The following is a 24,252-nucleotide window of genomic DNA, read 5'->3' as shown; positions in this document are numbered from 1 at the left end:
CCTCAAGCATAAGGACGTTCATCGTGTCTCCAAACGAACCACGCGGCCCGTCCGACGATCCCGGCGCAACGATCATCATTCCGACGCCCGGCGGCGCACGCGCCGCCTTCGTTGCGGCCGACGTGTCGACCGCGCCGCTCCTGACGACGACGGGCGGCCTGAATCCACTGCTGCGCGCGGCGAATCCGTTGCTCGAGCTGGCGGTGCCGCTGCGGCAATTGCCGACCCATCCGAACGTCGAAGAACTGCGCAATCAGCTGATGCAGATGATCCGCACGTTCGAGACCCAGGGCCGCGCGAGCGGTTACGACGACGAGAAGCTCGGCGCATCACGTTACTGCCTGTGCACGTTTCTCGATGAAGCCATCTCGAGTACGCCATGGGGTGCGGGGCTCTGGGGCAGCCGCAGCCTGCTGGTCATGTTTCACAACGAGGCGTCGGGCGGCGAACGCTTTTTTTTGATCCTGCAACGGCTTGCGCAAAATCCGGCGGCAAATGTCGACGTGCTCGAATTGCTCTATGTGATGCTCGGCCTCGGCTTCGAAGGGCGTTATCGTTTGATCGACGGCGGCCGCACGCAACTCGACACCCTACGTGAGCGGCTCGAGCCGATGATTCGCTCTCAACGCGGCGCCGCCGAGCGAGCGCTGTCGCCGCGCTGGCTGCCGGTCGAGGTCGAACGCAAGCCATTGCTGCAACTCGTGCCATTGTGGGTGGCTGGGGCGCTCGCCTGCGCACTGCTGGTCATCGTTCACCTCATCTTGAGCATCCGGCTCAACGATGCTTCCGACAGCGCGTTCGACGCCTTGCACGCGGTCCGCGTGGCGCCGCCGCCAGCGCTTGCCGCGAAGCTCGCGGCTGCCCCCAAGGCTGCGCCGAAACTGTCTCAGTTTCTCGCACCTGAGATCGCCAAGGGACTCGTTCGAGTGGCGGAGCTCCCGGATCGTACGATTGTCACGATCAATGGCGATGGTCTGTTCGCGTCCGGTAGCGCGGAGCTGGATCCGGCCTACGCACCGCTGATCCAACGCATCGGAGATGCGCTAAAAGACGTGCCGGGTGCCGTTGTCGTGGCGGGCCATACCGATAACCAGAGGGCGTTCTCCGCGCGCTTTCCGTCGAATTGGCATCTGTCACAAGCGCGCGCGGAAACAGTGAGGGACCTGCTTGCGGCGCGGGTGGGCACGCCGCAGCGTTTTACTGCCGAAGGACGCGGGGACGCCGAGCCGATTGCGCCAAACGATATCCCTGCCAATCGGGCCAAGAACCGCCGCGTCGACATTACCGTGCTGGCGCCAGGAGCCGCATCATGAGCGCCCGGCGTGCAGTCTCGATCGATGGCGATAAGTGCCGAGGAGCTTGGCGATGAAGCTGCTCAAGTGGCTTGCGCGGCCCATTGTCCTGTCTCTGTTAGGCGTGCTCGCGGTTGCGTTGATTGTCTGGATAGAAGGGCCGCTCTTCGCTTATGCGGGCAATGCGCCGCTCGAGAGCTCCGGCAGCCGTTGGGCAGTGATCCTGGTTTTGGTCCTGCTGTGGGCCCTGTACTGGAGTGTGCGCTGGCTTGTGGCTCGTCTTGCCAACGTCAAATTCACTCGGGTGGTCGCCGAAGGAGACGCGAAGCCTGAACCCCGCAAGCAGGAATCGGATGTGGACATCGCCACGCTCAAGCAGCGCTTCGAAGAAGCGATGGCGATCCTGCGCAAGTCGCGTGTAAAGGGTCGTTTCGGCAGTCAGTACGTGTACCAGCTGCCCTGGTATATGTTCATCGGCGCGCCGGGAACCGGCAAGACCACGGCGCTCGTGCATTCGGGCCTCAAGCTTCCGCTTTCTGAGCGGTTGGGAACGAAGGCCGTGGGAGGCGTCGGCGGCACGCGCAATTGCGACTGGTGGTTTACCGACGACGCCGTGCTGCTCGATACCGCGGGACGCTTTACGACTCAGGACAGCTTCGCGGCCGCCGATGCGGCCGCGTGGATGGGATTTCTGAAACTCCTGCGCAAGTATCGTCCCCGGCGTCCACTGAACGGTGCGATCGTCGTGCTGTCCGCCCAGGATCTGCTGCAATCGTCCGACACGCAACGCGCGGTCCAATCGAACGCGGTTCGCGACCGGCTCAAGGATCTGTACACGCTGCTCGGCATGCGCTTTCCAGTCTATCTGGTCGTGACAAAGTGCGACTTGTTGGCCGGTTTCGCAGAGTTTTTCGACGACCTCGGCCGCGATGAGCGCGAACAGGTCTGGGGCGTGACATTTCCGTTTGTGGAGAACGGTACGCCCGACGACGCGATCACGGCGTTCCCCGCTGAATTCGATGCGCTCGAGAAGCAGCTGCAGGTCCGCGTGCTGCACCGCATGCAGCAAGAAACCGATTTGCGCCGGCGCGCGCTCGTGTACGGCTTTCCGCAGCAATTCGCGGGCCTCAAGGCTGTGCTGCACGAGTTTCTGAAGGAGACGTTTGCGACGTCCCGATTCGAGCAGGCGGCGCTGCTCCGCGGTGTCTACTTTACGAGCGGAACACAGGAGGGACGGCCGATCGATCGCGTGATGAGTGCCGTCGCGGCAGCGCTCGGTCTGCAGCGGCAAGTCGTGTTGCCCGACCCATCGAGCGGGCGTGCGTACTTCATCACCCGACTGCTGCGCGACGTGATTTTTCAGGAGGCGGAGCTTGCGGGAGCGAACCTCAGGCTTGAACGGCGCCGCTCCTGGCTTCAGCGTATCGCACTTGCCTTAATCGGCCTTTTGGCGGTGCTGGCGCTGGTTGGGTTTTTCATCAGCTATCAGCGCAATCTCAGCTATGTCCAAAGCGTCGCCCAGCGGGTGTCCGCCCTGAACAGGCTCGCCCAGAACACGCCGGCTGGCGACGATCCACTCGCGCTGCTGCCGCTGCTCAACGCGGCGCGGGACATTCCAGGCGGCTACGCAGACCGGGAAAGCAGCGTTCCGTGGCTATCGAGGCTTGGCCTGTACCAGGGCGACAAGCTGGGACTCGAAGCACAGGCGAGCTATCGCCGGTTGTTGCGTCAGGCCTTGCTGCCGCTCGTTGTACAGCGCATGGAAGAGGAGCTGCGTCGGGGCGACGCAAACAACCCGGACTTTCAGTATGAGGTGCTGCGAGCGTATTTGATGCTCGGGGACGCCGTTCACTTCGATGCCGATTCGGTTCGGCTCTGGGCCGACATCGACTGGCGCCGCGGGCCGTTGCGTGACGCAAGCGACGAGCAGCGCAACGACATCGACGGCCACCTCGCCGCGCTGTTCCAGCCGGCCCAGTTCGACGCGTCGCTGCCGCTGGACAAGGATCTGATTGCTCAGGCGCGCGAGAGGCTGGCCAAGCTGCCGCTTGCCCAGCGCATGTACAACCGCGTGCAGCGTGACCTCGATCAGGCGAAGTTGCCGGAGTTCAGTGTTGCGAGTGCGGCAGGAAACAAGGCGGCGCTGGTGCTGACCCGCAAGAGCGGTGCACCTTTGACCCGTGGCGTTCCAGGCGCTTTTACCCGTGCGGGCTATCAGAAGTTCCGCCAGTTGCGCGATCAGGCGGTGATCGATACCGCTCGCGACAATTGGGTGCTCGGCAGGGAGGAGTCCGTGCTGACGCCGGCGGCCATCGAGGATCTGAAGAGCGACATGACGGGGCTGTATTTCGATGCGTACATCCGGCAATGGGACGCTTTCTTGAACGACATCGACGTGGTGCCATTCGATAGCGCCGAAAATGCCGCGCGCGTGACCAACTCGCTGGCCGCGCCCGATTCCCCGCTGCGCTCGCTGATGTTGGCCGCCGCACAGGAAACGACGCTTGGCACAGTCAAGGCCGGCGGATCGTTGGCAGAACAAGGTACCGCCGCATTGACCGGCAAGCTCGACGCGCTGAAAAAGCGTCTTGAAAGTGCGCTCGGCAATCAGCCCGACAACACAACGGCGGCCGCTCCGGCCGAGGTCAATCCGGTCGATGCGCATTTCCAGGCGCTGCACGATCTTGCGGGCAAACCAGGGGCGCAGGGGCCGGTGCCACTCGATACGCAGCTGGCGGCACTCAAAGACGTCGCAGCGTATCTCGAGGCCGCGGATTCTGCGCGTCGTCAGGGACTGCCTCCGCCCGCGGGCGACGCGCTGCCGAAGCTGAAGCTCGCGGCCCAGGGCGCGCCCGCGCCGCTTGCCGCGGTCGCCGAAGATATCTCGGCTGGCGCGTCGTCGTTGTTAGTCGGCGGAGAGCGGGGCCGGCTCAATGCGCTATGGCAGGCGAACGTCGCACAGTTGTGCCGGCAGGCGCTCGATGGCCGCTATCCGCTCGTGCGGGCCTCGAACCGCGATGCCGCACCGGACGATTTCGGCAAGATTCTCGGCCCCGGCGGGTTGATCGACGATTTCTTCCAGAAGAACCTTGCGAGCTTTGTCGATATGTCGGGACCCCAATGGCGCTGGCGCGCCGGCTCCGATTCTCTCGGCATCCCTGCGGACGTGCTCGTGCAGTTTCAGCGAGCAGCGCAGATTCGCGACGCATTGTTCAGAACGGGCGGGCGCGATGTGTCGGTGCGCTTTGCAGTGAAGTCGCTCGATATCGATCCCTCGATCACGCAATTCACGCTCGACATCGACGGTCAGCAACTGGTGGCGAAACCGGGAACCGCTCAGACGACGGTGTTTCAGTGGCCGAGCGGCAAGGGCACAGGGCAGGCGCACGTCGAATTCGCGCCGCCGGGCAACGACGCTGCGGCGCACGCGGACGGACCGTGGGCGCTGCTGCGCTTGCTGGATGCAGCGAATCTGCAACCGACGGCGCAGGCTGACCGCTTCAAGTTGAGCTTCGAGTCGAGTGGCAGACGGGTGAATCTCGAACTGGACGCGAGCAGCGTAGTGAACCCGTTCCGGCGTGGCGTACTGGAAGCTTTCCGTTGCCCGGACCGACTATGAGCGAATTGCCGGTGCAAGGGCCCGGATTCTTCGGCAAGGTGCGCACGCATGGCGATTTCGTGTCGCGCCGCTTGGCGGCCGAATTCGTGACGTCCTGGGACGAGCACTTGCAGGAGGGGATGCTCTACGCGCAGGAAACGTTCGGTGCGCAATGGTTGCCGATTTACCTGAACGCGCCGGTCTGGTGCTTTGCGGTGGGAGCCGGAGTGTGTGGCGAGTCGGCGTGGATAGGCGTGCTGATGTCAAGCGTCGATCGGGTCGGGCGATATTTTCCGTTCACGATCGCTGCGCCTGTGAAGCATGGGGAGATCGCGGAATGGCTCAAAAGCGCACAGGCGTGGTTCGACGACATGACTCGACTGGCCCTGGCGACGCTTGCGCCGGAATTTGTACTCGAGGCGTTCGATGCGCAGTTGAATGCCCTGGGACCCGCGGCGAACGTGCGTTCGGCGATGCCTTGGCGTCTCTCGATAAATGACGATTCCGGCGTGAATGACCGATTCGCTGACCTGCTGGCTGCACAAGTCACGCCAGGGGCGAGCACCTGGTGGAGCGAAGGCTCGGATGCCGTGCCGCCTTCACTGCGCACCGGCACCGGATTGCCCGATGGAAAGCGCTTTACGGGACTGCTGGATGCGGCTTGCCCGGGGTGGCCGACGGTGGTTGCGTTGCGGCGGTCATGATCTGGAACATGACACGGAGGTGAAGAGATCCGGGTTCGTTGCAATCCGGGGCCTATTTTCAATTTGAATGTTGTTCGTTCGTCTTTATAGGTTGGGGGTGCGCCTCGGGATGCCGAGCGACGTTTGCCCGCTTGCAGCGTACTCCCGGTGTGCGAATCTTTCGGAGACTCCGATATGTCGCGCCTGATTCATTTCGGTTTGCATAGACGCGAGGCGTGTGGCGTGCTCATCGCGGCGTTGTGCGTTGTCGGCCTTGTTCGTACCGCGTACGCGGGCGAACCGGTCATGAAAGAGCAGGACATCAATCAGCAATCGGTGACCAACGCGCTGGCTCCTACCGAAGCCAGCGACGCCATCGTTACGCGCGGTTTCGTGCTGTCCAACAAACAGCCCGGTGTGGCGCCCAGGCCGGGGGCTCCTGCGAAAAGGCCCGCCGCGCAAATGTTGATCACTTTCGCCACCAACTCATCGGAGCTGACTGACAGCGCGCGCACCGCCTTGGATAAGGTGGCGCTTGCGCTGCAATCGGACCGGTTGGCGCCTTACAAATTTCGCGTCGAGGGGCATGCGGACCCCCGCGGGTCTCCGGATGCAAACATGAAGCTCTCCGAAGATCGTGCTGCGGCGGTGGTGGAATACCTCACGCAAAAGGACGGTATCGCCCCGGAGCGGCTTTCATCGGTCGGCAAGGGGTCTTCCGAGCCGTTGAACACGCGCAATCCCGCCGCGCCCGAGAATCGACGCGTGACGATCGTGACGGTGACCGATTGATCGAGATGCTCCGGGGCAGAATGCCTTTCCTGGATGCGCGATCCGCGCGGCTCGCAATGGGCGGGTTGGTGCTGCTATTAGGTGTCCTGACAGCGATTCGAGCCGAACCCGTCGCCCAGACGCACGGGGCGCATCTCGATGTGTCGCGAGACGCGTTTGAAGTCCGCCGCATACCGCTCTCGGAACTCGACGCGGCGTTGCCATCCGATGCCAGACTGCGGTTGTTCGCAATCACGGACAGTCCGGGTCTGTACGTGATGCATGCGCCGAGTCTCGCCGAGCAGGGGGCAATGTTCTCGCGCGTCGTTGCGTTGCTTGAGCGCCGGGACATGCCGCGCGACCGCGTGGCGACGATGGCCGCGATCGCGGCGCATGCGCGGCGCTTTGGCGCCGACCCGGCGGGTTTGACCGCCGGAAACAATTTCAGCACGGTGCAGATCGCCTATTTCTTCGAGGTGGCCCGGCGGCAACATGTGCCGTTGACGGACGGCGAGCGCGCGCTACAGACGATTCTGGTGCGTTGGCGCTTGATATACGAACCAGGCGGGACATGGAAAGCGACGAGCACAAGAGACTTTCTCATCACCATTCCGGGACTCGGGCCGGCCCCTTTGGGAGAAGCGATCGATATGCCGACACGGGCGGCGATATTGAGTCATGAGCTCGGTCATTGGAAATATTTTTCCGATGCGGCATACGCGCAAGCTTGCCGTGCGTTCTGGTGGCGGGATCTGAGCCTTGCCGAGCGCACGGAATTGACTCGGCAGTTGGCCGGCATGGGATATGACCCGAGCGACAGAATCGTGATCGATGAGATGCAGGCGTATTTGCTGCATACGCCCGCGCGATATATGCCGCTGGTGGATGCGCCGGGGCCTTATGGGATTGATGTCGCGAGCGTGCGGCAGAGATTGCAGGCGCGGGTGGCGCAGAACGGACACTAGGCGCGTGTTCGCGGGGGGCGGGTTTGCTGCAATGGAGGTCACAGCAAGGACAAGGAGAGCTCATGGACGACACGGCCACCTTGAAATCACCGACCAGCGCGGAGCCTGCGCGCAGCGGTCTTGGCGTCGCGGCGCTGCAGCGCGATATCGTCGACAATCTGATCTGTCTGCAGGGCCGATATCCGGAGATTGCGACCCTGCACGACTGGTACATGGCGCTCGCGTATGCGGTTCGCGACCGGATGATGACACGCAGGGTCGCCACGACGCACGCCTATGCGGCACGCGGTGCGAAGATCGCCTGCTATCTGTCCGCCGAGTTCCTGATCGGTCCGCAACTCGGCAACAACCTGATAAACCTGGGCATCGAGAGCAACGCGCGCGATGCGTTGCAGGCACTCGGCCTTGATCTCGACACCGTGCTCGCGATCGAGGAAGAACCGGGGCTCGGCAACGGCGGGCTGGGACGCTTGGCGGCCTGCTATCTCGACTCGCTCTCCACCCTCGAAATTCCGGCCATTGGTTATGGCATCCGCTACGAATTCGGCATCTTTGACCAAGAGATCCGTGACGGCTGGCAGGTGGAAGTCACCGACAAGTGGCTGCAGAAGGGCAACCCCTGGGAGATCCTGCGCCCGGACGTTGCCTTCTACGTGAACTTCGGCGGGCGCACGGAAAGCGGGACGGATGCGCAGGGTCGCTTTTGTGTGCGATGGACTCCGGCATACACGGTCAAGGGCGTGGCCTGCGATACGCCAATGCCGGGCTTTCGCGTCAACATGTGCAATACGCTGAGGCTTTGGAAAAGTGAGGCAGTCGAGTCGTTCGACCTTCAGGACTTCAACGCCGGCGATTACTACGAGGCTGTGCACGAGAAGGTGAGGTCTGAAACGCTGTCGAAGGTGCTCTATCCGAATGACGAGCCGGAAGCCGGCAAGCGCTTGCGGCTCGCGCAGCAATATTTCTTCGCCTCATGCTCGCTGCAAGACATGCTGCGCCTGCTTGCGCTCAAAGGTGAATCGATCGGCCGCTTTGCAGACATGTTCACCGTGCAGCTCAACGACACGCATCCGTCGATTGCCGTCGCCGAGCTGATGCGCCTGCTGGTGGACGAACGACAGGTGCCATGGGACGAAGCTTGGGAGATCACGCGGCGCGCGCTCGCCTATACGAATCACACGCTGCTGCCTGAAGCGCTCGAGACGTGGGGGCTGCCGCTTTTTCAAGACTTGCTGCCGCGGTTGCTCGAAATCATCTACGAGATCAATCGCCGCTTCCTCGATGAAGTCCGGCAACGCTACCCGGGCGATGACGCACGCGCTGCTCGCATGTCGCTGATCGACGAGACCGGTGCAAAGCGCGTGCGCATGGCGCATTTGGCAACGATCGGCAGCCACGCGGTCAACGGCGTGGCCGCGCTCCATTCGGAACTCCTTAAGCAGACCGTGCTGCGGGATTTCGCCGAACTATGGCCCGAGCGGTTCCACAACGTGACCAACGGCGTCACACCTCGCCGCTTCATGTTGCTCAGCAATCCGGGCCTTGCAACCCTGCTGGACGAAACAATCGGCGAAGGCTGGGTGACCGATCTCGCCAGGCTGCGCAAACTCGATGAGCACGCCGACGACCTCACGTTTCAGGACCGCTGGCACCGCGTAAAGCAGGCGAACAAAGAGGGGCTCGCGGCGCGTATCCGCGGCGCGACCGGCACTGTCGTCGACCCAGGTGCACTATTCGACATTCAGGTTAAGCGCATCCACGAATATAAGCGGCAACACTTGAACGCGCTCTTCATCGTTACGCTCTATCTGCGCTTGCTGCGCAATCCTCAACTCGCGCTGACGCCGCGCTGTTTCGTGTTCGGCGGCAAGGCCGCGCCCGGCTATGCGATGGCCAAGCTCATCATCCGCCTGATCAACGGCATTGCTGAAGTCGTCAACAACGACCCGGCGGTAAGCGGGCGGCTCAAGGTCGTGTTCTTTCCGGACTTCAATGTGAAGAATGCGCATTTTATCTACCCGGCCGCCGATCTGTCCGAGCAGATTTCGACTGCCGGCAAAGAGGCCTCGGGAACCGGCAACATGAAGTTCATGATGAACGGCGCGCTGACCATCGGCACGCTGGACGGGGCCAATGTCGAAATACGCGATGAAGTCGGCGACGAAAACTTCTTCCTGTTCGGCCTGACTGCGGATGAGGTGGAACGCGTCAGACGAGCAGGCTACCGCCCGATCGAGTACGTGAATGCGAACGAAGAGCTGCGAGAAGCGCTGGAGCTGATCGCCGGCGGGCACTTCTCGCGAGGAGATCCCGAGATGTTCCGTCCGCTAGTCGACAATCTGCTGCACGCGGACCCGTTTCTCGTCCTTGCCGATTACGCCGCTTACGTAGCGCGCCAGGAGGACGTCAGCGCCGCCTGGCAGGACACGCGGCGCTGGACCCGCATGTCGATCCTGAACACCGCGTATGCGGGCAAGTTCTCGTCCGATCGCGCCATCAGCGAATACTGCGAGCAGATCTGGAGGATTCGCCCGGTGAAGATCACCCTGGAAAGACGGCGCTGAAAGCGGGTCGCCCCGCGCTCACCTGGTACGCCGCGAGGTGCGGCATCAGGACGAGTTGACGACATCGATTTCGAAGGTCGTTGCGCCGAACGCATCCGGACACACTGTGACGCCGGCAGCGCAGCGAACCTTGCCCGCAAAGGGCGAATAGGCCGCCGTGCGCCGTGTTGCTGCATCACGCTGCGCCTGAGCGGAGAACGACTGGAACACCGACTCCTGATGGAGGCCAGCGTCGCTGAAGTCCCTTGGTTGCGCCGATACCATGACGAGGAAATGGTTCGGGCCCGCAGGGGCGCCTGCCACCATCGGCCAATTCGCTCGCGGCAGCGACAGGGTTTCGCCGGCGGCGATGGCGTTTTGCTTGTCGCGTTCGTTTGGAAAAAGCATCAGATACTGCCCGGCCGGATCCACCATGAATACATAGACGTAGCCGGCGCGATTAGTGCTGAGCCGGAACTGCAGACGATCCTTGTTGATGCGCGCCTGCGTGCTGCGCAGCATCGTGCTGACATGGAACGTCGGGTCCGCCAGCGTCACGATCCGAGCGAGTTCGCCGCTTGGCGTAAAGGGGGGAAGTGCGCTACCGACTTGCCCGGTGGCTGTGGCCTCCGTGGTACTAGCCGCTTCACTTTGCTGTCCGGGCGGCGTATTCGCAATGACGCTCGGTGGCTCGATCGTCGCCGCCGGGGCACTCGCCGTGGCAGTGCTGGCCGGTGGCCGGAGCGCAAACCAGGCGCCTAGCCCGGCTAGCGCCACGACAGCGACGGCGGCTGCCGCGAGAAGGGCGGGGCGTTTGCTCTTGCCATCATTGACGGTAGTCGAAACGCCTGGCGTTGCCGCCGATGCGGCCCCGCCGGTCGCGGCGACAACCTGCTGGGTTTGCGGCTTTGACGCCGTTGCGCCGGTGGTCCAGGCCGTCGAAGCCGCATTTCCCCGATCACCGGACACCCGTTTCGGACCACCACCTGCGTCGTGCACCTTGTCCGGTTCGTCGATCGCGAGACCCAGTTCCGCCGCGAACGCATAAATATCCTGAGGCCGTTCCTGCGGGCGCACGACGAGAGCGTGGTCGATGGCGCGCAAGAAGGTTTCCGAGTACCTGCCCGTCGCAGCGGTCGCAAGTGGCACGCAGTTGTCGCTCATCAGGCGCCCGACCGCGGGCGGCGGCGTTTTCCCCTCAATAGCGAAATAAACCACGGCGGCGAGTGCATAGATGTCGGTCCATGGGCCCTGCTTCATCGACGGCACTTCGGCGTACTGTTCGACAGGTGCATAGCCGGGCTTCAGGATTACCGTCAGCGCTTGCGTCATATCGCCGATTACGCGTCGCGCCGCGCCGAAATCGAGCAGCAGCGGGCGACCGCTGCCTTTGAGCAGCATGATGTTATCGGGTGCGATATCGCGGTGATAACACTGGGCATGGTGCAGGACGGCAAGCGCCTCCAGCAGCGGTGTCAGCAATCCGAGCAGCCAGTTTTCGCCCGGCGGAGCGGACATCTGGCGCAGGGCGTCCCGCAAGGTCACGCCCTCGTAGTAGGGCATCACCATATACGCCGTGCCGTTCGCCTCCCAGAAGCGGTAAACCTTGACGAGCGAATGATGGTCGAACTGCGCGAGCAGGCGAGCCTCGTTGATGAAGCTTTTCAGGCCGGCCCGAAACGTTTCCTCATGACGCTCCGACCTCACCGTCACCTCGGTTCCGGTGGATCGGGAGGCCAGTGCCGCAGGCATGTATTCCTTGAGCGCCACGTTGCGGCCCAGGAGCGTGTCGGATGCAAGGTAGACGATGCCAAAGCCGCCTTCCCCGATCACCCCCCGAATCTCGAATTCTGCGAGGTGCGTGCCGATCGCGAGTGCATGCTGCCCATCCGCGCCGGCTTGAGCGTTCGGTATCACGATCGTGCGCTCCGAGTCTGCCGCCTGCCCGCTAGCCGAATTGCCGTCAGGCCCGGAAGGCTGTGACGCGATCACTGTCTTGTCTTCGGGGCTAGGCATTTGGGCGGGCTCCGCAGGAAGGACTGCAGCCGAGCGTCAAGGCGTGCGCGCAAGCTCCATCCTCACGCGCGTGCGCATGTATCTGGCAGACGATTCAGGCGGCTATTTTTGAAAAGCGCCTGCTTTCTGGCCTGCCCCGTTGCGTTTGCCAAGCTCCACCCACTTCCGATTCAAAATATTACAGACCGATTCGTTTACCGGATAGTAGTTGTCGGATTGTGCCGCCGAGTTGCGCCACAAAATGACATCACGCGCGCGCTACGGCGCCAGTGGAGTGACAGCGGCTTTCAGATTGCGTCCCAGCATCGTCCTACAGGAAATCGATGTGAAGAGACTGAAAGGACTGTTGGTCGGGAGTAGGCAAATCGCCTTGCCCGCGATGCTGCGTCGCGCTGCTCGTTTTTGCCGGCGTCGGATCATACCCAGCCGCTTACCGACTGCGGGCGTGGCGGCGCTGGCGGCAGGCATTGTCTGCATGAGTTCCGGCGGCGCCTTCGCTGCTGTTGCCGCGGCGGCGAGCGACGCCGGTCGCGGACTTGCGCCTGAATCGCATGGCTTTCAGGAGGCGGCCGAGCGGGAACGGGATGCCGAGACGCTCAAATCGCTGACCGATGAAGGTCGCCTACTGCTGTCGCGCGATCACGTCACGTTGCCCGCGTACGATTACTGCAGCATGGCCGTCTCGGCAGCGGAGCGGGGTGATTTCCGCGACAGCGTCGACGCTGCCGCACGCGCGCTCGTCATTGCCCAACGTACCCACAACGACGATCTGGTCGCGCTTTCGAAGCGCGATCTTGCCATTGCGTATAGCTACGCAGGCGATCTTGACGACGCCGAGCGATATGCGAATCAGGCGCTTGCATCGACACCGAAGGCGCCGGAGCAGGTCTTTGCGCCCGCTAACAAGGTACTCGGCGATGTTGCGTTGCGGCGTGGAAATCCGCAAGCGGCGATAGCGGATTACAACCGGGCGTTGGAGACCGCGTCACCGCGTTACCGGCCGCTGGTTCTTCTCTCCGTGACCAATGCACAGATCGCGAGTGGCGACACGGCCGGAGCACGCAAGACGTTTGACGCGGCAAACCCGCCGCCTGGTGCGGAGCTCATGCCGTTATACCGGCGAACCGAGGGTAACCTGTTGCTTGCGGAGGGCAAGCCCGAGGACGCAAAGCGCGCGTTCGGCTCGCTTCTCGCGGAAAGCGGCGCGCAGGACGCGAGCTATGACAGGCTCTGGGCGCATGAAGGAATCGGCCGATCTGACCTTGCGCTCGGCGACAAGGTGCAGGCGCGCGAGGCGTATCTGCTCGCTGTCGACGATTCCGAGAAGATTCGCGCGCGCTTTCGGAGCGACGAATTCAAGACGGGACTGTTTGGCGACACGCAGACGGTGTTCGACCATGCGATAGCGCTCACGGCCGAAGCGGGAGACTACCAGGCCGCATGGAACTTGTCCGAGCGCAGCCGGGCGCGCGCATTGCTCGACGTCGTGCGCAATCGCGTCGACGCTGGCGTGGACGATCGCCAGCTAAACGGGCAGGTGCCGGGACTGGATGTCGTGCGCGGCGTGCTCGAGCCGAATGAGGCTCTGGTCGAATTTCATAGTCTCGATAAATCGCTGGTCGTCTGGGTGATACGAAGCGGCGGCCTCAAAGGCTATACGCTGCCCATCGGGCGCGCCGACATGGATGCCGCTGTCACCGACATTCGCAACGCCATTGTGCAGCGGCGGCAAAGCGCGATCACTGACGGCGACAAGCTCTATGCGATGCTGATCGCGCCTCTCGGGCTGCGCAATGGCGAGCGGCTCATCATCGTTCCTCACGGCGCGCTGCACTACCTGCCGTTTCAGGCGCTGCACGGTCCGGACGGTTATCTGATCCAAAGCCATGCGATCGCCCTCGAACCCTCGGCGAGTGTCGCCGTGCAACTGCAGCAGCGCCAGCAGCAGGTTGCGAGCAATCTGGTCGCATTCGGCAATCCGCAGATCACCCCGGCTTATGCGCTGCCGGGTGCGGAAGCCGAGGTGCGGGGTATCGCTCCTTTATTCGCGCACAACGAGATCTTCCTGCATAGCGACGCGACGCGCGTGAGCTTTCGCGAAAATGCTCCCGCCGGCCGCGTGCTCCATGTCGCGACCCATGCCGAGGCGGACACGCTCGATCCGCTGCACTCGAGCATATTGCTTGCACCGGCCACGCAACCTGCCGACGGCCCCGACCAACTGCTCGCGCGCGACATCTACAACCTGAAGCTCGACGATGTTGCACTGGTCACGCTATCCGCGTGCGAGACCGGACTCGGACGCATTGCCCGGGGCGACGAGATTCTTGGCTTTACCCGAGCGTTCTTCTATGCGGGCGCAACCAGCCTGATCGTGTCGATGTGGCCGGTCGCCGACGAGTCGACCGCGCTCACGATGCGGACGTTTTACTCGCAGCTCACTGAGGGGCAGGAAGCAATCGATGCGATGCGCGCTGCACAACTGGCGGTCATGCAGAATCCGCGCTTCGCACATCCGTTTTTCTGGGCGCCGTTCGACCTGATGGGAGGGTGGCGACTGAACATCGCGCGCTAGAACAAGAATGAACAGACTACGAGTGATCGCGGCTGTGGCATTTTTCAGCAGCGCTGTTGCGTGGGGCCAGACGGTCCCGAATGCCGGCGGCCTGTTGAACGAAGTGCAGCCTCCAGCGACGCGCCCGGCGCCGCCCGCCGGCGCAAGCGCGGTGCCTGCTCTGCCGCAAGCGGGAGCGCCTGCGGTGCCTTCGCCCGGTCCCGCATTCGTGCTCAAGCGCATCACGTTAAAGGGCAACGACACGATTCCGACCGATGAGTTGCTCGCGCCCGTGCGCGACAAGATCGGCACCGAAGTCGGCTTTTCGGACCTCGAAGCGATTGCCGCTCGTATCACCAAAATCTACAGGGAACGGGGCTACGTACTCGCCCAAGTCGTGATTCCGCAGCAGGACGTGAGCTCGGGTGAAGTCGAACTCACCGTCCTCGAAGGGCGAGTCGGCCACGTGCGCCTCGATGTAGCGGCCGGCACGCCGATCCGCGAGGACCTGTTGCGTGACCGAGTCGCACAGATACCGGTTGGGGCGCCGCTGCAGCAGAGCGTACTCGAGCGCACGATGCTGCTGCTCTCCGACTTGCCCGGGATTACGGTGACCTCTTCCCTCGAAGCGGGTGAGGAACCGGGTACCGTCGACCTGACGATCAACGTCGCGCCAGCCAAGCGCTGGACGTTTGCCGTCGATGTCGACAATTACGGCGCGGAATCGAGCGGAACGTGGCGGCTCGGCGCACTGGCGCGGATCAACTCGCCGTTCATGATCGGCGACAACCTCGATTTGCGGATCCTCGGCAGCGAACGACTCGACACGATCTACGGGCGCATTGGCTATGAGGCGCCGATCAATTCGTATGGCACACGCCTGGGCATTGCCGCGTCGAGGCTCAACTACGCGCTCGGCAAGCAATTTTCAGCGCTCGACGCGCAAGGGGAGGCGACCGTTGCAGACTTGACGCTCACGCAACCATTGTTGCGTACCCGCAGCCAGAATCTGCTCGCGCGCGTCAACCTCGAGTATCGCGACCTGATCGACAACATCGGCGCGGTGGGCGAGCACAACCCGAGGTCGCTGGTGGAAGGCAGCGTCGGCCTGAGCTACGAAGGGCGTGATGGTTTTCTCGGCGGGGGGTTCAACAGCGCGGACGTTGAATTGCTGATCGGCAGTTTGCACTTCAGGAACGCTGCAGACGAGGCGCTCGATGTGTCGCCGTTCGGACGCAATACGCAAGGAACCGAAATGCGCACGACGTTCTTTGCCAATCGGCTCAACGCGATGACCGAGCAGCTCAGCGTGTTCGTGGGAATCTCCGGGCAGTGGGCGGCCACGACCCTCGACGACTCTTCGCGTTTCCTGCTCGGCGGCCCTCATGCGGTGCGCGCCTATTCGCCGTCTGAAGCATTGGTCGACGAAGGGTTTGTGGCGCAGTTCGAAGGGCGCTATGCGTTGAATTCGAAGGCTTCGGTGTTTGCGTTTTTTGATATTGGTACCGGCTGGTATAACGCGAATTCGCGTCCAAACGAGGGCTCGAACGTGATCACGCGCAGCGGTGTCGGCATTGGCGCATTTTGGGCCGCACCCGGCGGAATTACGATTCAGGGCACCGTGGCATGGCGGACGACTTCGGCCGACACGACCGGCAACGACCGCGTGCCGCGGTTTTATGTGCAGTTGAGCAAGGCGTTTTAGTCAACATAATCAACACCAGATCTCCCTCGTCTTGGCGCAGCTGTGCCGAGGGAGCTGAAACGGGGGTGCGTTGGACCGTAGTACGAGCCGGGATTGCCCGGCGCCGAGGTTCGCCATGAAGATGCCATGCAGCTTGCCAGTAGAACATGTGGGAACCGTCGTGGGCGCCGCCGTCGTGCTGTTCGCGATGTTCTATGTGTCGGCCCTGTTCGCGAATCCTACAGGTGCGCAGGTGGCATCGGGCTCAGTGACCATCAATTCACCGAGTGCGGGCCGGATGAACATCAATCAGAAGACGCCGGCTGCAATCATCAACTGGAATACATTCTCGATTGGCTCCGGCGAGTCGGTGAGAATCGTACAACCGTCGGCAAGTGCGGCGCTGCTCAATCGCGTGATGGGCAACAATCCGAGCGTGATTGCCGGCATGTTGACGGCGAACGGGAAGGTGTTTCTGATCAATCCCGCAGGGGTGATATTTGCGCCGGGCTCGTCGGTGAACGTGGGAGCGATGATCGCCTCCACGCTCGATATTTCGGACGCGGATTTCCTCGCTGGAAATTATCACTTCGTGGGAACGTCCCCGGCGATCGTCAGCAATGCGGGCTCGCTCAACGCGCAATCGGGTGGCACGATCGCATTGCTGGGCGGCTCGGTGAGCAACACGGGCACCGTCACTGCACGGCTTGGAACGGTTGCGCTCGGCGCCGGCAATGACATCACGCTGGACTTCGCCGGCGACGGATTGACGACGCTGAAGATCAATCAGGGGGCTGCCAACGCACTGATCGGCAACACCGGCACATTGGCGGCCGACGGCGGACGGATCGTCATGAGCGCGCAAACGGCCGATGCGCTGGCTGCGACCGTGATCAACCAGCAGGGGATCGTCCGTGCGCAAAGTCTCGCCGAGCGCAACGGACATATTCTGCTCGACGGCGGCAGCAACGGCGCGACGATGGTGGGCGGTACGCTCGATGCGACCGGAGGAAGCGGTTTGACGGGCGGCAAGATCGACGTGACGGGGTATGACGTTGCGCTGCTCGACGGCGCAAGCGTCAATGCCAGTGGCGGCGCGGGCGGCGGTACAGTGCGCTTCGGCGGCGGTCCTGGCGGGGCGGATCCGGATATTCGCAATGCGAACGCGATCTGGATGTCGCCGACAGCGAGCATTCATGCGGATGCTTTGGAGGACGGGAATGGCGGGAACGTCGTTGCCTTCAGCGAGACGGCGAGCCGCATTTACGGCACGCTGTCGGCGACGGGCGGTGTGCAGGGCGGCAATGGCGGCGTGATAGAGACTTCCGGACACTACCTCGACACGTCCGGCGCGACAATTGATGCGTCGGCGCCGAAGGGGATAGGAGGGAAGTGGAAGCTCGATCCGGACAACATCGATATCGTGTCGGCCGCGTCAGGGACGGCGGCAACCGAGACGCCTGGAAGCGGCACGTCACCCACGATATTTTCTGCCGCCGGGACGGACAGCCAGGTGGTCAATACGCTGATCGATCAGCAACTGAACAACGGCACGTCGGTCACGGTCACGACAGTGGGCTCGGCTGCCGGTGATCTCCAACCGGGCAACATCAACGTTCAGGCGCCGATCCTCATGTCGTCCGCAGCGGCAAGCTCGGCAGGCGCGCCGACACTGACGTTGAGCGCCCTGGGCTCGATCAACGTCAGCAACAGCATCATGTCGACCGGATCAGGACCCCTTAACATCGTTCTCGATGCCGACGTACGCAACGCTGCGAGCGGCAATTCGATCGCGATCAACGGTACCCAAACGAGTCGAGTCGAGCTGTTCACTAACGGTGGGAATATATCGATAGGCGAAACGGCAGGGCAACCGCGTTCGTTCGACGGCGCCGCAGTGCAACTTGTCTTTACGGATATCGATGCCAGGGTCAATCAGTCGAACGCCAGCCCTGGCGGCACGGTGACTATTCTCGGTCAGGCTCCCGGTGCATCTGCGATCGCAGCGATTCCTGGCCTCACCACGATTCCGTATGTATATGCAGTCAATGTGGCCAGTTCGACTATCAAGACGTCGGCAGGCGACATCGAAATCGAAGCGAACCTCGGCACTGGCACAGCACAGTCGGTCGGCGGCATCCTGATCGGTTCCGCGCTGGTTCAGGCCGCTGGGACGCTGCCGCCCCAGCAACTGCAGTCGGCCCTGGTATCTGAGTCAGGTGCGATCCGCGTCTACGGAGTCGGCACCGATGCGAATGACGATGTGGGCTACGAGATTGCGGGGGTAAGGCTCTACGACGCGTCAACGGTTCAATCCAGCACCGGATCCGTGGACATTCGGGGTGCCCTTGTCGGTGCAGTCGATCCTACCCTCGACAGGGGCGTGGCTCTCGACAGCTCAACCATCGGCGTCACGGGTAACAATGGCTTGATTTCCATTACGGGTTCCACGGACTCGGGCAGCCCCGGTCTTCTGATGTCAAGTTTCATCCAGAATCCGACCGGCACGTTGATTCAAACGGGTGGACCGGCCATTTCAGTGGGGCCGCAAGGCGCCATAGTGCTTCAGGCATCGAATGACGGTACAACCGACAGTTTTGTTGTCAGCGGTACAGCCAGCACTTCATCGACCAACGGCACGCTGGTGTTCGCACCGGGCGGGGTCAACGCATCCGATTTCAGCATCACAAGGTCCGACAACACGCCGATCAACGTATATAGCGACGCCGCCGGATTGAGCGTCGATGCAAATGCGCTCGGAATGCTGGCGGCCGCGAACTCAGGCGTCGACAGTGTGATATTCGGTAGCTCGGCTCAGACGGGGCTTATCACGGTCAATCCGACAACAGGCTCGACGCGTCCGGCATTCTCTACAAGTCTGACACTCTTAGCCGACGGCACAGGCAGTCAGGGTATCTCGCTGCCAAACGGCATTTCGCTGCCCAACAACACGTTGACGCTATCGTCGTCCGGCGCCGTGACTGATCCCGGGGGCATCCAGGCTGCCACGCTGCTGCTGTCCGGCCCCGGCTCGTTCACGCTGACCGATCCGCAAAACGACGTCGGCGTGCTCGCGATGGTCAACGTGGACAACGTGAACTTCCTCGATTCACACGGTTTTGTGATCGGCCCGGTCGTCGGTGAGACCTATAACTCGAGCTCGGGTACGCTGACCACGATCGACGGCACCCACTCGACGCTGACGGGCAATCTGGTCGCCCAGGCGGCGTCCGGCAACATCGGGCTCGATACCCGTCTCACCGCCGGCGGCTCCGTCGACCTGGTGATGGAGAACGGGGTGTTCGCCGCAGGCGGCTCCGGCGCGCTAAGTGCCGCCGACGGATGGCGAATCTGGGCGAGCACGTGGAACCAGGAAGTGCGCGGCAATGTGCAGCCGAACACCGCCCAGCCCAATTTCTATGGTTGCGGATTTGGCTTGGGCTGCAGTTGGGGCGGCTCGGTGCCGACGACAGGTGATCACTATGTATATCTGCAAAGACCAACCGTGACGGTGACGGCGGACGGGAAGATACGCTTGCCAGGCGCGCCCAACCCGGCGTTTACCTACACGACCAGCGGCCTCATCAATGGCGATACGGCTGCCGGAGCGCTAAGCGGCACCTTGACATCGCCGGCAACGGCAAATTCGCCGGTGGGCACGTATCCGATCGATCCGAACTTTACTTCCGGCGTCGGTTATATCGTGAGCGACGTCCCGGGGATCCTGACTGTAGAGCAGATCAATCCGGTTGCCCAAAGCGGTCTGCAGGCGTTTTTCACCAATCAAGAACAAACCTTTGTCTACGAGAATAACCTGCAGGGCACCAACATCTGTATCGGCTCGAACCAGCCGCTTTTCAGCATCACGCCGCCGGGCGAGAATCAGGACATTCTGGCGGTCGAATGGAAGCGGGTCCGGCTGCAACCGAACCTGAACAGTTGCTTGCTGACGAGCGAACAGCACGGATGTGGCGATTACTAGCTGACCGGCTGCATATGGAACCCGTGGCGTTCGTTCTCGCGTTTCCTGCTTTCGATGACGGCGGGTGGTCTTGTGATTCGACTTTGACTAAATGACGACGCTCGCCCCGGTGGACCGGGCCGCCTTCACAACCGAATGGAAATTGACGTGGGAACGACAAGCAAGCGGTACGATCACGAGGACGCTTACTATGCCGTGATCGTGGACGACCTTCTTGGGGCGCCAGACGCGCTAATAGAGCTTCGTCGTGCCACCAACGAGCTTATCCTGCTGCACGCCAGAAGGGCGGGGCAGCAGGTCGTAAAAGTTGTCGCAGGCGATTTGCCCCCGCGAAAAACGGTTAAAGGTTACGTCACTTTTCTCGAGTGCATAGTCAATAGTCGCCTCCAAGAACTTGAACAAAAGCTTGGCTTCAAATCAGGTGCGCTACAGCGGTATGGGGCTTACCTGTACAACGCGGATGCTCTTTCGTTGAATGTCGAGAACATTGCGCCGAGGGGCAATACGGATTGGTCCGGTGGTGTGACACCTAGAGACCTATTCACGCTCTCCGAGAAAATGGGGGCTGATGTCGGTTATCACAGAGACTATCCCCGCGCGATCCACCCAATCTTCCAGTTCGAAATTCTCAAAGACGTGCCGATCATCGGTGCGCCGCGATTCATTGTCCCGAATGGAGTTGTTTAGCGTTTTCCTTGCTGGGCGACGCTCCGCGCGTCAGCCGGTCACGTCCTGTTCCACGTGCTTCAGCGCCAGCAGAAACGACGAACACCACCAGTGAACGTCGAGCTTGCGGATTCGGCTCAGCAGCGCCTCGTGTCTCCTGATCCGTTCGTCGAGCGGCATCGTGAGCGCACGCTGGATCGCCTCTGCGGTTCCCTGTGTGTCGTACGGATTGACCAGCAAAGCCTCTTTCAGCTGCTCTGCGGCGCCCGCGAAGCGCGACAGCACCAGCATCCCAGGGTCGGCCGGATCCTGGGCCGCAATGAATTCCTTCGCGACGAGGTTCATCCCGTCGCGCAAAGGCGTGACCAGCGCCACTCGGCTGGCGCGGTATAGCCCAGGCAGGCGCCTGCGGGCGATATTGCGATGGATGTAGCGCACCGGCATCCAGTCCAGTTCGCCGTAGTCGCCATTGATCTCACCGCACAGGCTGTCCATCTGGCGGCGCAGATCGTCGTAGGCACCGACGTCCTCGCGGCTCGGCGAAGCGATCTGGATCAGGGTTGCGCTGTTGCGGTTTTCCGGATAGCGCTCGAGCAATGCCCGAAACGCCTGGACGCGCTGTGGCAGGCCCTTCGAATAGTCGAGGCGGTCGACGCCGAGCAGCAGGCGGCGCCGCGCGTATTCTTCGCGCATTCGCAAGAAGGTCTCACGCCCGTCCTTCGCCTGCGTGAGATGAACGAAGTCGTCGATGTCGATGCCGATCGGATAGGCGCCGACCCGCAGTGTCCGGTTGAAAGCGCGGAAGCGTTCGGGACTCAACTGCTCCGCGTGAGCCTCTGCGTCAACGTAGTGGGAGAAGTGCGTGACGTCCGCCTCGCTCTGGAAGCCGACCAGATCGTAGGCGAACAGCGAACGCATCAGCCATTCGTGCTCCGGAATCGCCGCCATGATCAGGGGCGGCGGCATCGGAATATGCAGGAAGAAGCCGATGCGGTGGCCACATCCCAGCGCGCGCAGCTCGGCGGCCAGGGGAATCAGATGGTAGTCGTGCACCCAGATCAAATCGTCGGGCTTGAGCAACGGCAGCAGCTTCTGCGCGAACAGCCGGTTCACCCGCCGGTAGCCCGCGGCGAAGCGGACATCGAAATTGGCTAGGTCCAGGCGATAGTGGAACACGGGCCACAGCACGCCGTTGGCGTAACCGAGATAGTACGTGTCATGATCTTCCCGGCTCAGATCCAGCGTCGCCAGCGTTACCTCGCCGACTGTCTGGAAGTGAAGCTGGCCGTAACCGGCAGGATCGGTCACCGCTTCTTCCTGAACCTTGCCGCTCCAGCCAAACCAGAGTCCCCCAGTCTGCTGCAGGCTTTCCCGCACAGCCACCGCGAGTCCGCCGGCAGCGGTTTTGCGGGGATCGGCGGTGCGATTGGAAACGACGACGAGACGGCTCACGGATTCCTCCTGTTGGCGCACGAAGGCAAAGCGAGCGGATGCCACCGGGGAGCAGCGCTGCCGCGCCAGCACGCCGCCACGCGTGGCATGCATTCGAGCCGCGCAAGGATTGGCTCATACTTGCTGGGTGTGACGCCGACAGCGCGATGTGAGCGTCGATGGACGTCAACGCGTTCGGGATCATTCTTGCATTGATCAAACGATGATGCGCGATATCCGCAGAAAGTGAAGTCATGCGCGCAAAATAGGCGAGGCTTTGGCGAGCAGAGGACTGCTTTGGTCTGACGCATGAACTGCATCACGCTGTTTCTGTGCGGGCACGTGATGTTGGGGCGCGGAATCGATCAGATACTGCCGCATCCCAGCCGGCCCACTACCGTATGCACCCTGCCAACGCGCCTGTAACCGGCGCAATTGTTCCAGTTGTTAATCTTTGCTCGCTTTAGGTTAAGGGGTAAAATATGCACGGTTAAATCAATTTTCGGCGGTTAACCGGCATGAAACTATCGTTTGATCTGGCTTCGGCGGACGAAATCGCAAGTGAGCTCGGCCGTCGCTTGCGGGTGCACCGTCTTACGCAAAATTTTCAGCAAAGCGAGCTTGCCGCGCGCGCCGGGATATCCGAACGCGCGTTGCGCAATCTCGAGCGTACCGGCCGAGGCACGCTCGACACGTTCCTGCGCGTGACGGCGAGCCTCGGTTTGGCGGCGAACCTGTCATCGCTCTTTGAACTGAAGCCGAAAACCATCAAAGAGATGGAGCAGGCAAGCGTGACGCGTGAGCGAGCCTCGAGGAAGAGCCCGTGAAAAAGATCAGCGTGGTGTACGCCGGATGGGGCGAGCGCTTCGTGCTCGGCCAGCTCGCCGATGACGGCAGCGATCTTCTGTTCGAATACTCGGCTCACGCGCTACAGCGCGGGCTCGAACTGTCGCCGCTCAAACTGCCGCTCGCCGGGCGCACGTATGGGGCGTTTCCGGCTCACCAGCTTCGCTTGCCGGGGGTGGTGAGCGATGCACTTCCAGACGGTTGGGGCATGTCGCTGATGGATCGGCTGTTCCGCAAGGAGGGGCGTGAGCCCGGTCTGATCTCCCCGCTCGACCGGCTTGCGTTTATCGGCGACAAGGCGATGGGCGCGCTTGTTTTCGAGCCGGCCGATGGCCATCGGCTCGTACCGGCCGATGTCCAGTTGCTCGAATTGGCCAATGAAGTGCGTCAAGTGATGACCGATGGCAGCGAGGCGCTATTGCGCGAGCTTGCGCTCATGGGCGGCTCGCCGCACGGCGCGCGTCCGAAGGTGCTGGTCAACTTCGAGAGGCAGACGAGCCGCATCTCGAATACGGAGCAGGGTGCCGGCGCGCCTTGGCTCGTCAAGTTCCCGGCCCAGCACGAGCACGGGGAAGTGTGCGCAGTGGAGGCCATGTACGGCGCGCTGGCTGCCGCGTGCGAGATTCGCATGCCGGCGACGGCTTACTTCGACTTGGGAGCCGGGCTCTCGGCCTTCGGCATCGAACGGTTCGATCGGTCAAACGGCTTGCGCGTGCCGATGCATACGGCCGCCGGCGCGATGCATGTGGATTTCCGGGTGCCGCAGGTCGACTATGTCGCTCTGCTGAGGCTCACGCAATTCATGACGCGCGATGCGCGCGAAGTGCTGCAAGCGTTCGAGCGATGCGTGTTCAACGTGATCTTCAATAACCGGGACGATCACGCGAAGAACTTCTCATTCCTGCTGGGCGCGGACGGACGCTGGCAGTTTTCGCCGGCCTACGATTTGACCTTCGACGAAGGGCCGGGCGGAGAGCATCAAATGGACATTTGCGGCGAGGCACGTGCGCCTGCACGCCAGCATTTGCTGCAGTTGGCGGGAATGACAGGGATCGCCGAACGCGACGCGAAGCAGGTGATCGAGCGCATTGCCAGCGTCGCGGGCCAGCTTCGGAGCTTTGCGCAGCCCCTGCCGATCCTGCCGGACACGCTCGACCTGATCGAGCGCAAGGTCGAAGCGAACCGCGCACGGATGCGGTAGAGCCGGGCGCGGCCAGTATT

Annotated in this window: 14 protein-coding genes; 12 read left to right on the top strand and 2 right to left on the bottom strand. The window is 62.5% G+C overall.

What is annotated here, in order from left to right; all coding sequences use genetic code 11:
- Nucleotides 1–23 precede the first annotated feature (23 nt).
- The 6 genes from tssL (at nucleotide 24) to J3489_RS18245 (ending at nucleotide 9,873) form a co-directional block, all read left to right on the top strand.
- Nucleotides 24–1,313 carry a type VI secretion system protein TssL, long form gene (gene tssL, locus J3489_RS18270; RefSeq protein WP_207000313.1) on the top strand — a complete coding sequence of 430 codons (1,290 nt, stop codon included), beginning with the start codon at nucleotides 24–26 and terminating at the stop codon, nucleotides 1,311–1,313.
- Between the two features lie 52 nt (nucleotides 1,314–1,365).
- A complete protein-coding gene (gene tssM, locus J3489_RS18265; RefSeq protein ID WP_207000312.1) occupies nucleotides 1,366–4,911 on the top strand; it encodes a type VI secretion system membrane subunit TssM in 3,546 nt (1,181 codons plus the stop codon).
- The gene (tagF, locus tag J3489_RS18260; protein WP_207000311.1) at nucleotides 4,908–5,594 is read left to right on the top strand and encodes a type VI secretion system-associated protein TagF; all 687 of its coding nucleotides are present in this window, start codon (nucleotides 4,908–4,910) and stop codon (nucleotides 5,592–5,594) included. Before tssM ends, tagF begins: the two co-directional genes overlap by 4 nt.
- 174 nt (nucleotides 5,595–5,768) lie before the next feature.
- Nucleotides 5,769–6,365 (top strand): OmpA family protein, encoded by a 597-nt coding sequence (locus J3489_RS18255; protein WP_207000310.1) that lies wholly within the window; start codon nucleotides 5,769–5,771, stop codon nucleotides 6,363–6,365.
- 290 nt (nucleotides 6,366–6,655) lie between these two features.
- Nucleotides 6,656–7,309 (top strand): hypothetical protein, encoded by a 654-nt coding sequence (locus tag J3489_RS18250; protein WP_242540102.1) that lies wholly within the window; start codon nucleotides 6,656–6,658, stop codon nucleotides 7,307–7,309.
- Nucleotides 7,310–7,371: 62 nt separating this feature from the next.
- Nucleotides 7,372–9,873, top strand: coding sequence for a glycogen/starch/alpha-glucan phosphorylase (locus J3489_RS18245; protein ID WP_207000309.1), 2,502 nt, complete (start codon nucleotides 7,372–7,374; stop codon nucleotides 9,871–9,873).
- 45 nt (nucleotides 9,874–9,918) lie between these two features.
- Here J3489_RS18245 and J3489_RS18240 read toward each other — a convergent pair whose 3' ends face one another.
- A complete protein-coding gene (locus J3489_RS18240) occupies nucleotides 9,919–11,868 on the bottom strand; it encodes a serine/threonine-protein kinase (protein WP_207000307.1) in 1,950 nt (649 codons plus the stop codon).
- Nucleotides 11,869–12,343: 475 nt separating this feature from the next.
- Here J3489_RS18240 and J3489_RS18235 point away from each other — a divergent pair, with 475 nt between their 5' ends.
- The 4 genes from J3489_RS18235 (at nucleotide 12,344) to J3489_RS18220 (ending at nucleotide 20,775) form a co-directional block, all read left to right on the top strand.
- Nucleotides 12,344–14,443, top strand: coding sequence for a CHAT domain-containing protein (locus tag J3489_RS18235; RefSeq protein WP_207000305.1), 2,100 nt, complete (start codon nucleotides 12,344–12,346; stop codon nucleotides 14,441–14,443).
- 7 nt (nucleotides 14,444–14,450) lie between these two features.
- Entirely contained in the window at nucleotides 14,451–16,127 is a 1,677-nt protein-coding gene (locus tag J3489_RS18230) for a ShlB/FhaC/HecB family hemolysin secretion/activation protein (RefSeq protein ID WP_207000303.1), read from the top strand.
- Between the two features lie 115 nt (nucleotides 16,128–16,242).
- Nucleotides 16,243–20,088 carry a two-partner secretion domain-containing protein gene (locus tag J3489_RS18225; protein ID WP_207000301.1) on the top strand — a complete coding sequence of 1,282 codons (3,846 nt, stop codon included), beginning with the start codon at nucleotides 16,243–16,245 and terminating at the stop codon, nucleotides 20,086–20,088.
- Nucleotides 20,089–20,223: 135 nt separating this feature from the next.
- Entirely contained in the window at nucleotides 20,224–20,775 is a 552-nt protein-coding gene (locus tag J3489_RS18220; protein WP_207000299.1) for a hypothetical protein, read from the top strand.
- Between the two features lie 30 nt (nucleotides 20,776–20,805).
- Here the strand turns inward: J3489_RS18220 and otsA are convergent, their stop codons facing one another.
- The gene (otsA, locus tag J3489_RS18215) at nucleotides 20,806–22,206 is read right to left on the bottom strand and encodes an alpha,alpha-trehalose-phosphate synthase (UDP-forming) (RefSeq protein ID WP_207000297.1); all 1,401 of its coding nucleotides are present in this window, start codon (nucleotides 22,204–22,206) and stop codon (nucleotides 20,806–20,808) included.
- 497 nt (nucleotides 22,207–22,703) lie between these two features.
- On the opposite strand from otsA, the gene J3489_RS18210 reads away from it, so the two are divergent.
- Nucleotides 22,704–23,012: a helix-turn-helix domain-containing protein gene (locus tag J3489_RS18210; protein ID WP_207000295.1), complete on the top strand. Its 309-nt coding sequence runs from the start codon at nucleotides 22,704–22,706 to the stop codon at nucleotides 23,010–23,012.
- Complete coding sequence (locus J3489_RS38590; RefSeq protein WP_207000293.1) at nucleotides 23,009–24,232, top strand: type II toxin-antitoxin system HipA family toxin; 1,224 nt, start codon at nucleotides 23,009–23,011, stop codon at nucleotides 24,230–24,232. The genes J3489_RS18210 and J3489_RS38590 overlap by 4 nt, the downstream gene beginning before the upstream one ends.
- The last annotated feature ends 20 nt before the right edge of the window (nucleotides 24,233–24,252 follow it).

The sequence above is a fragment of the Trinickia mobilis genome (genome assembly GCF_017315705.1).
Lineage (GTDB): Bacteria > Pseudomonadota > Gammaproteobacteria > Burkholderiales > Burkholderiaceae > Trinickia_A > Trinickia_A mobilis.
The sequence above is the reverse complement of the archived record's forward strand: the minus strand, read 5'-3'. Positions and strand labels throughout refer to the sequence as shown.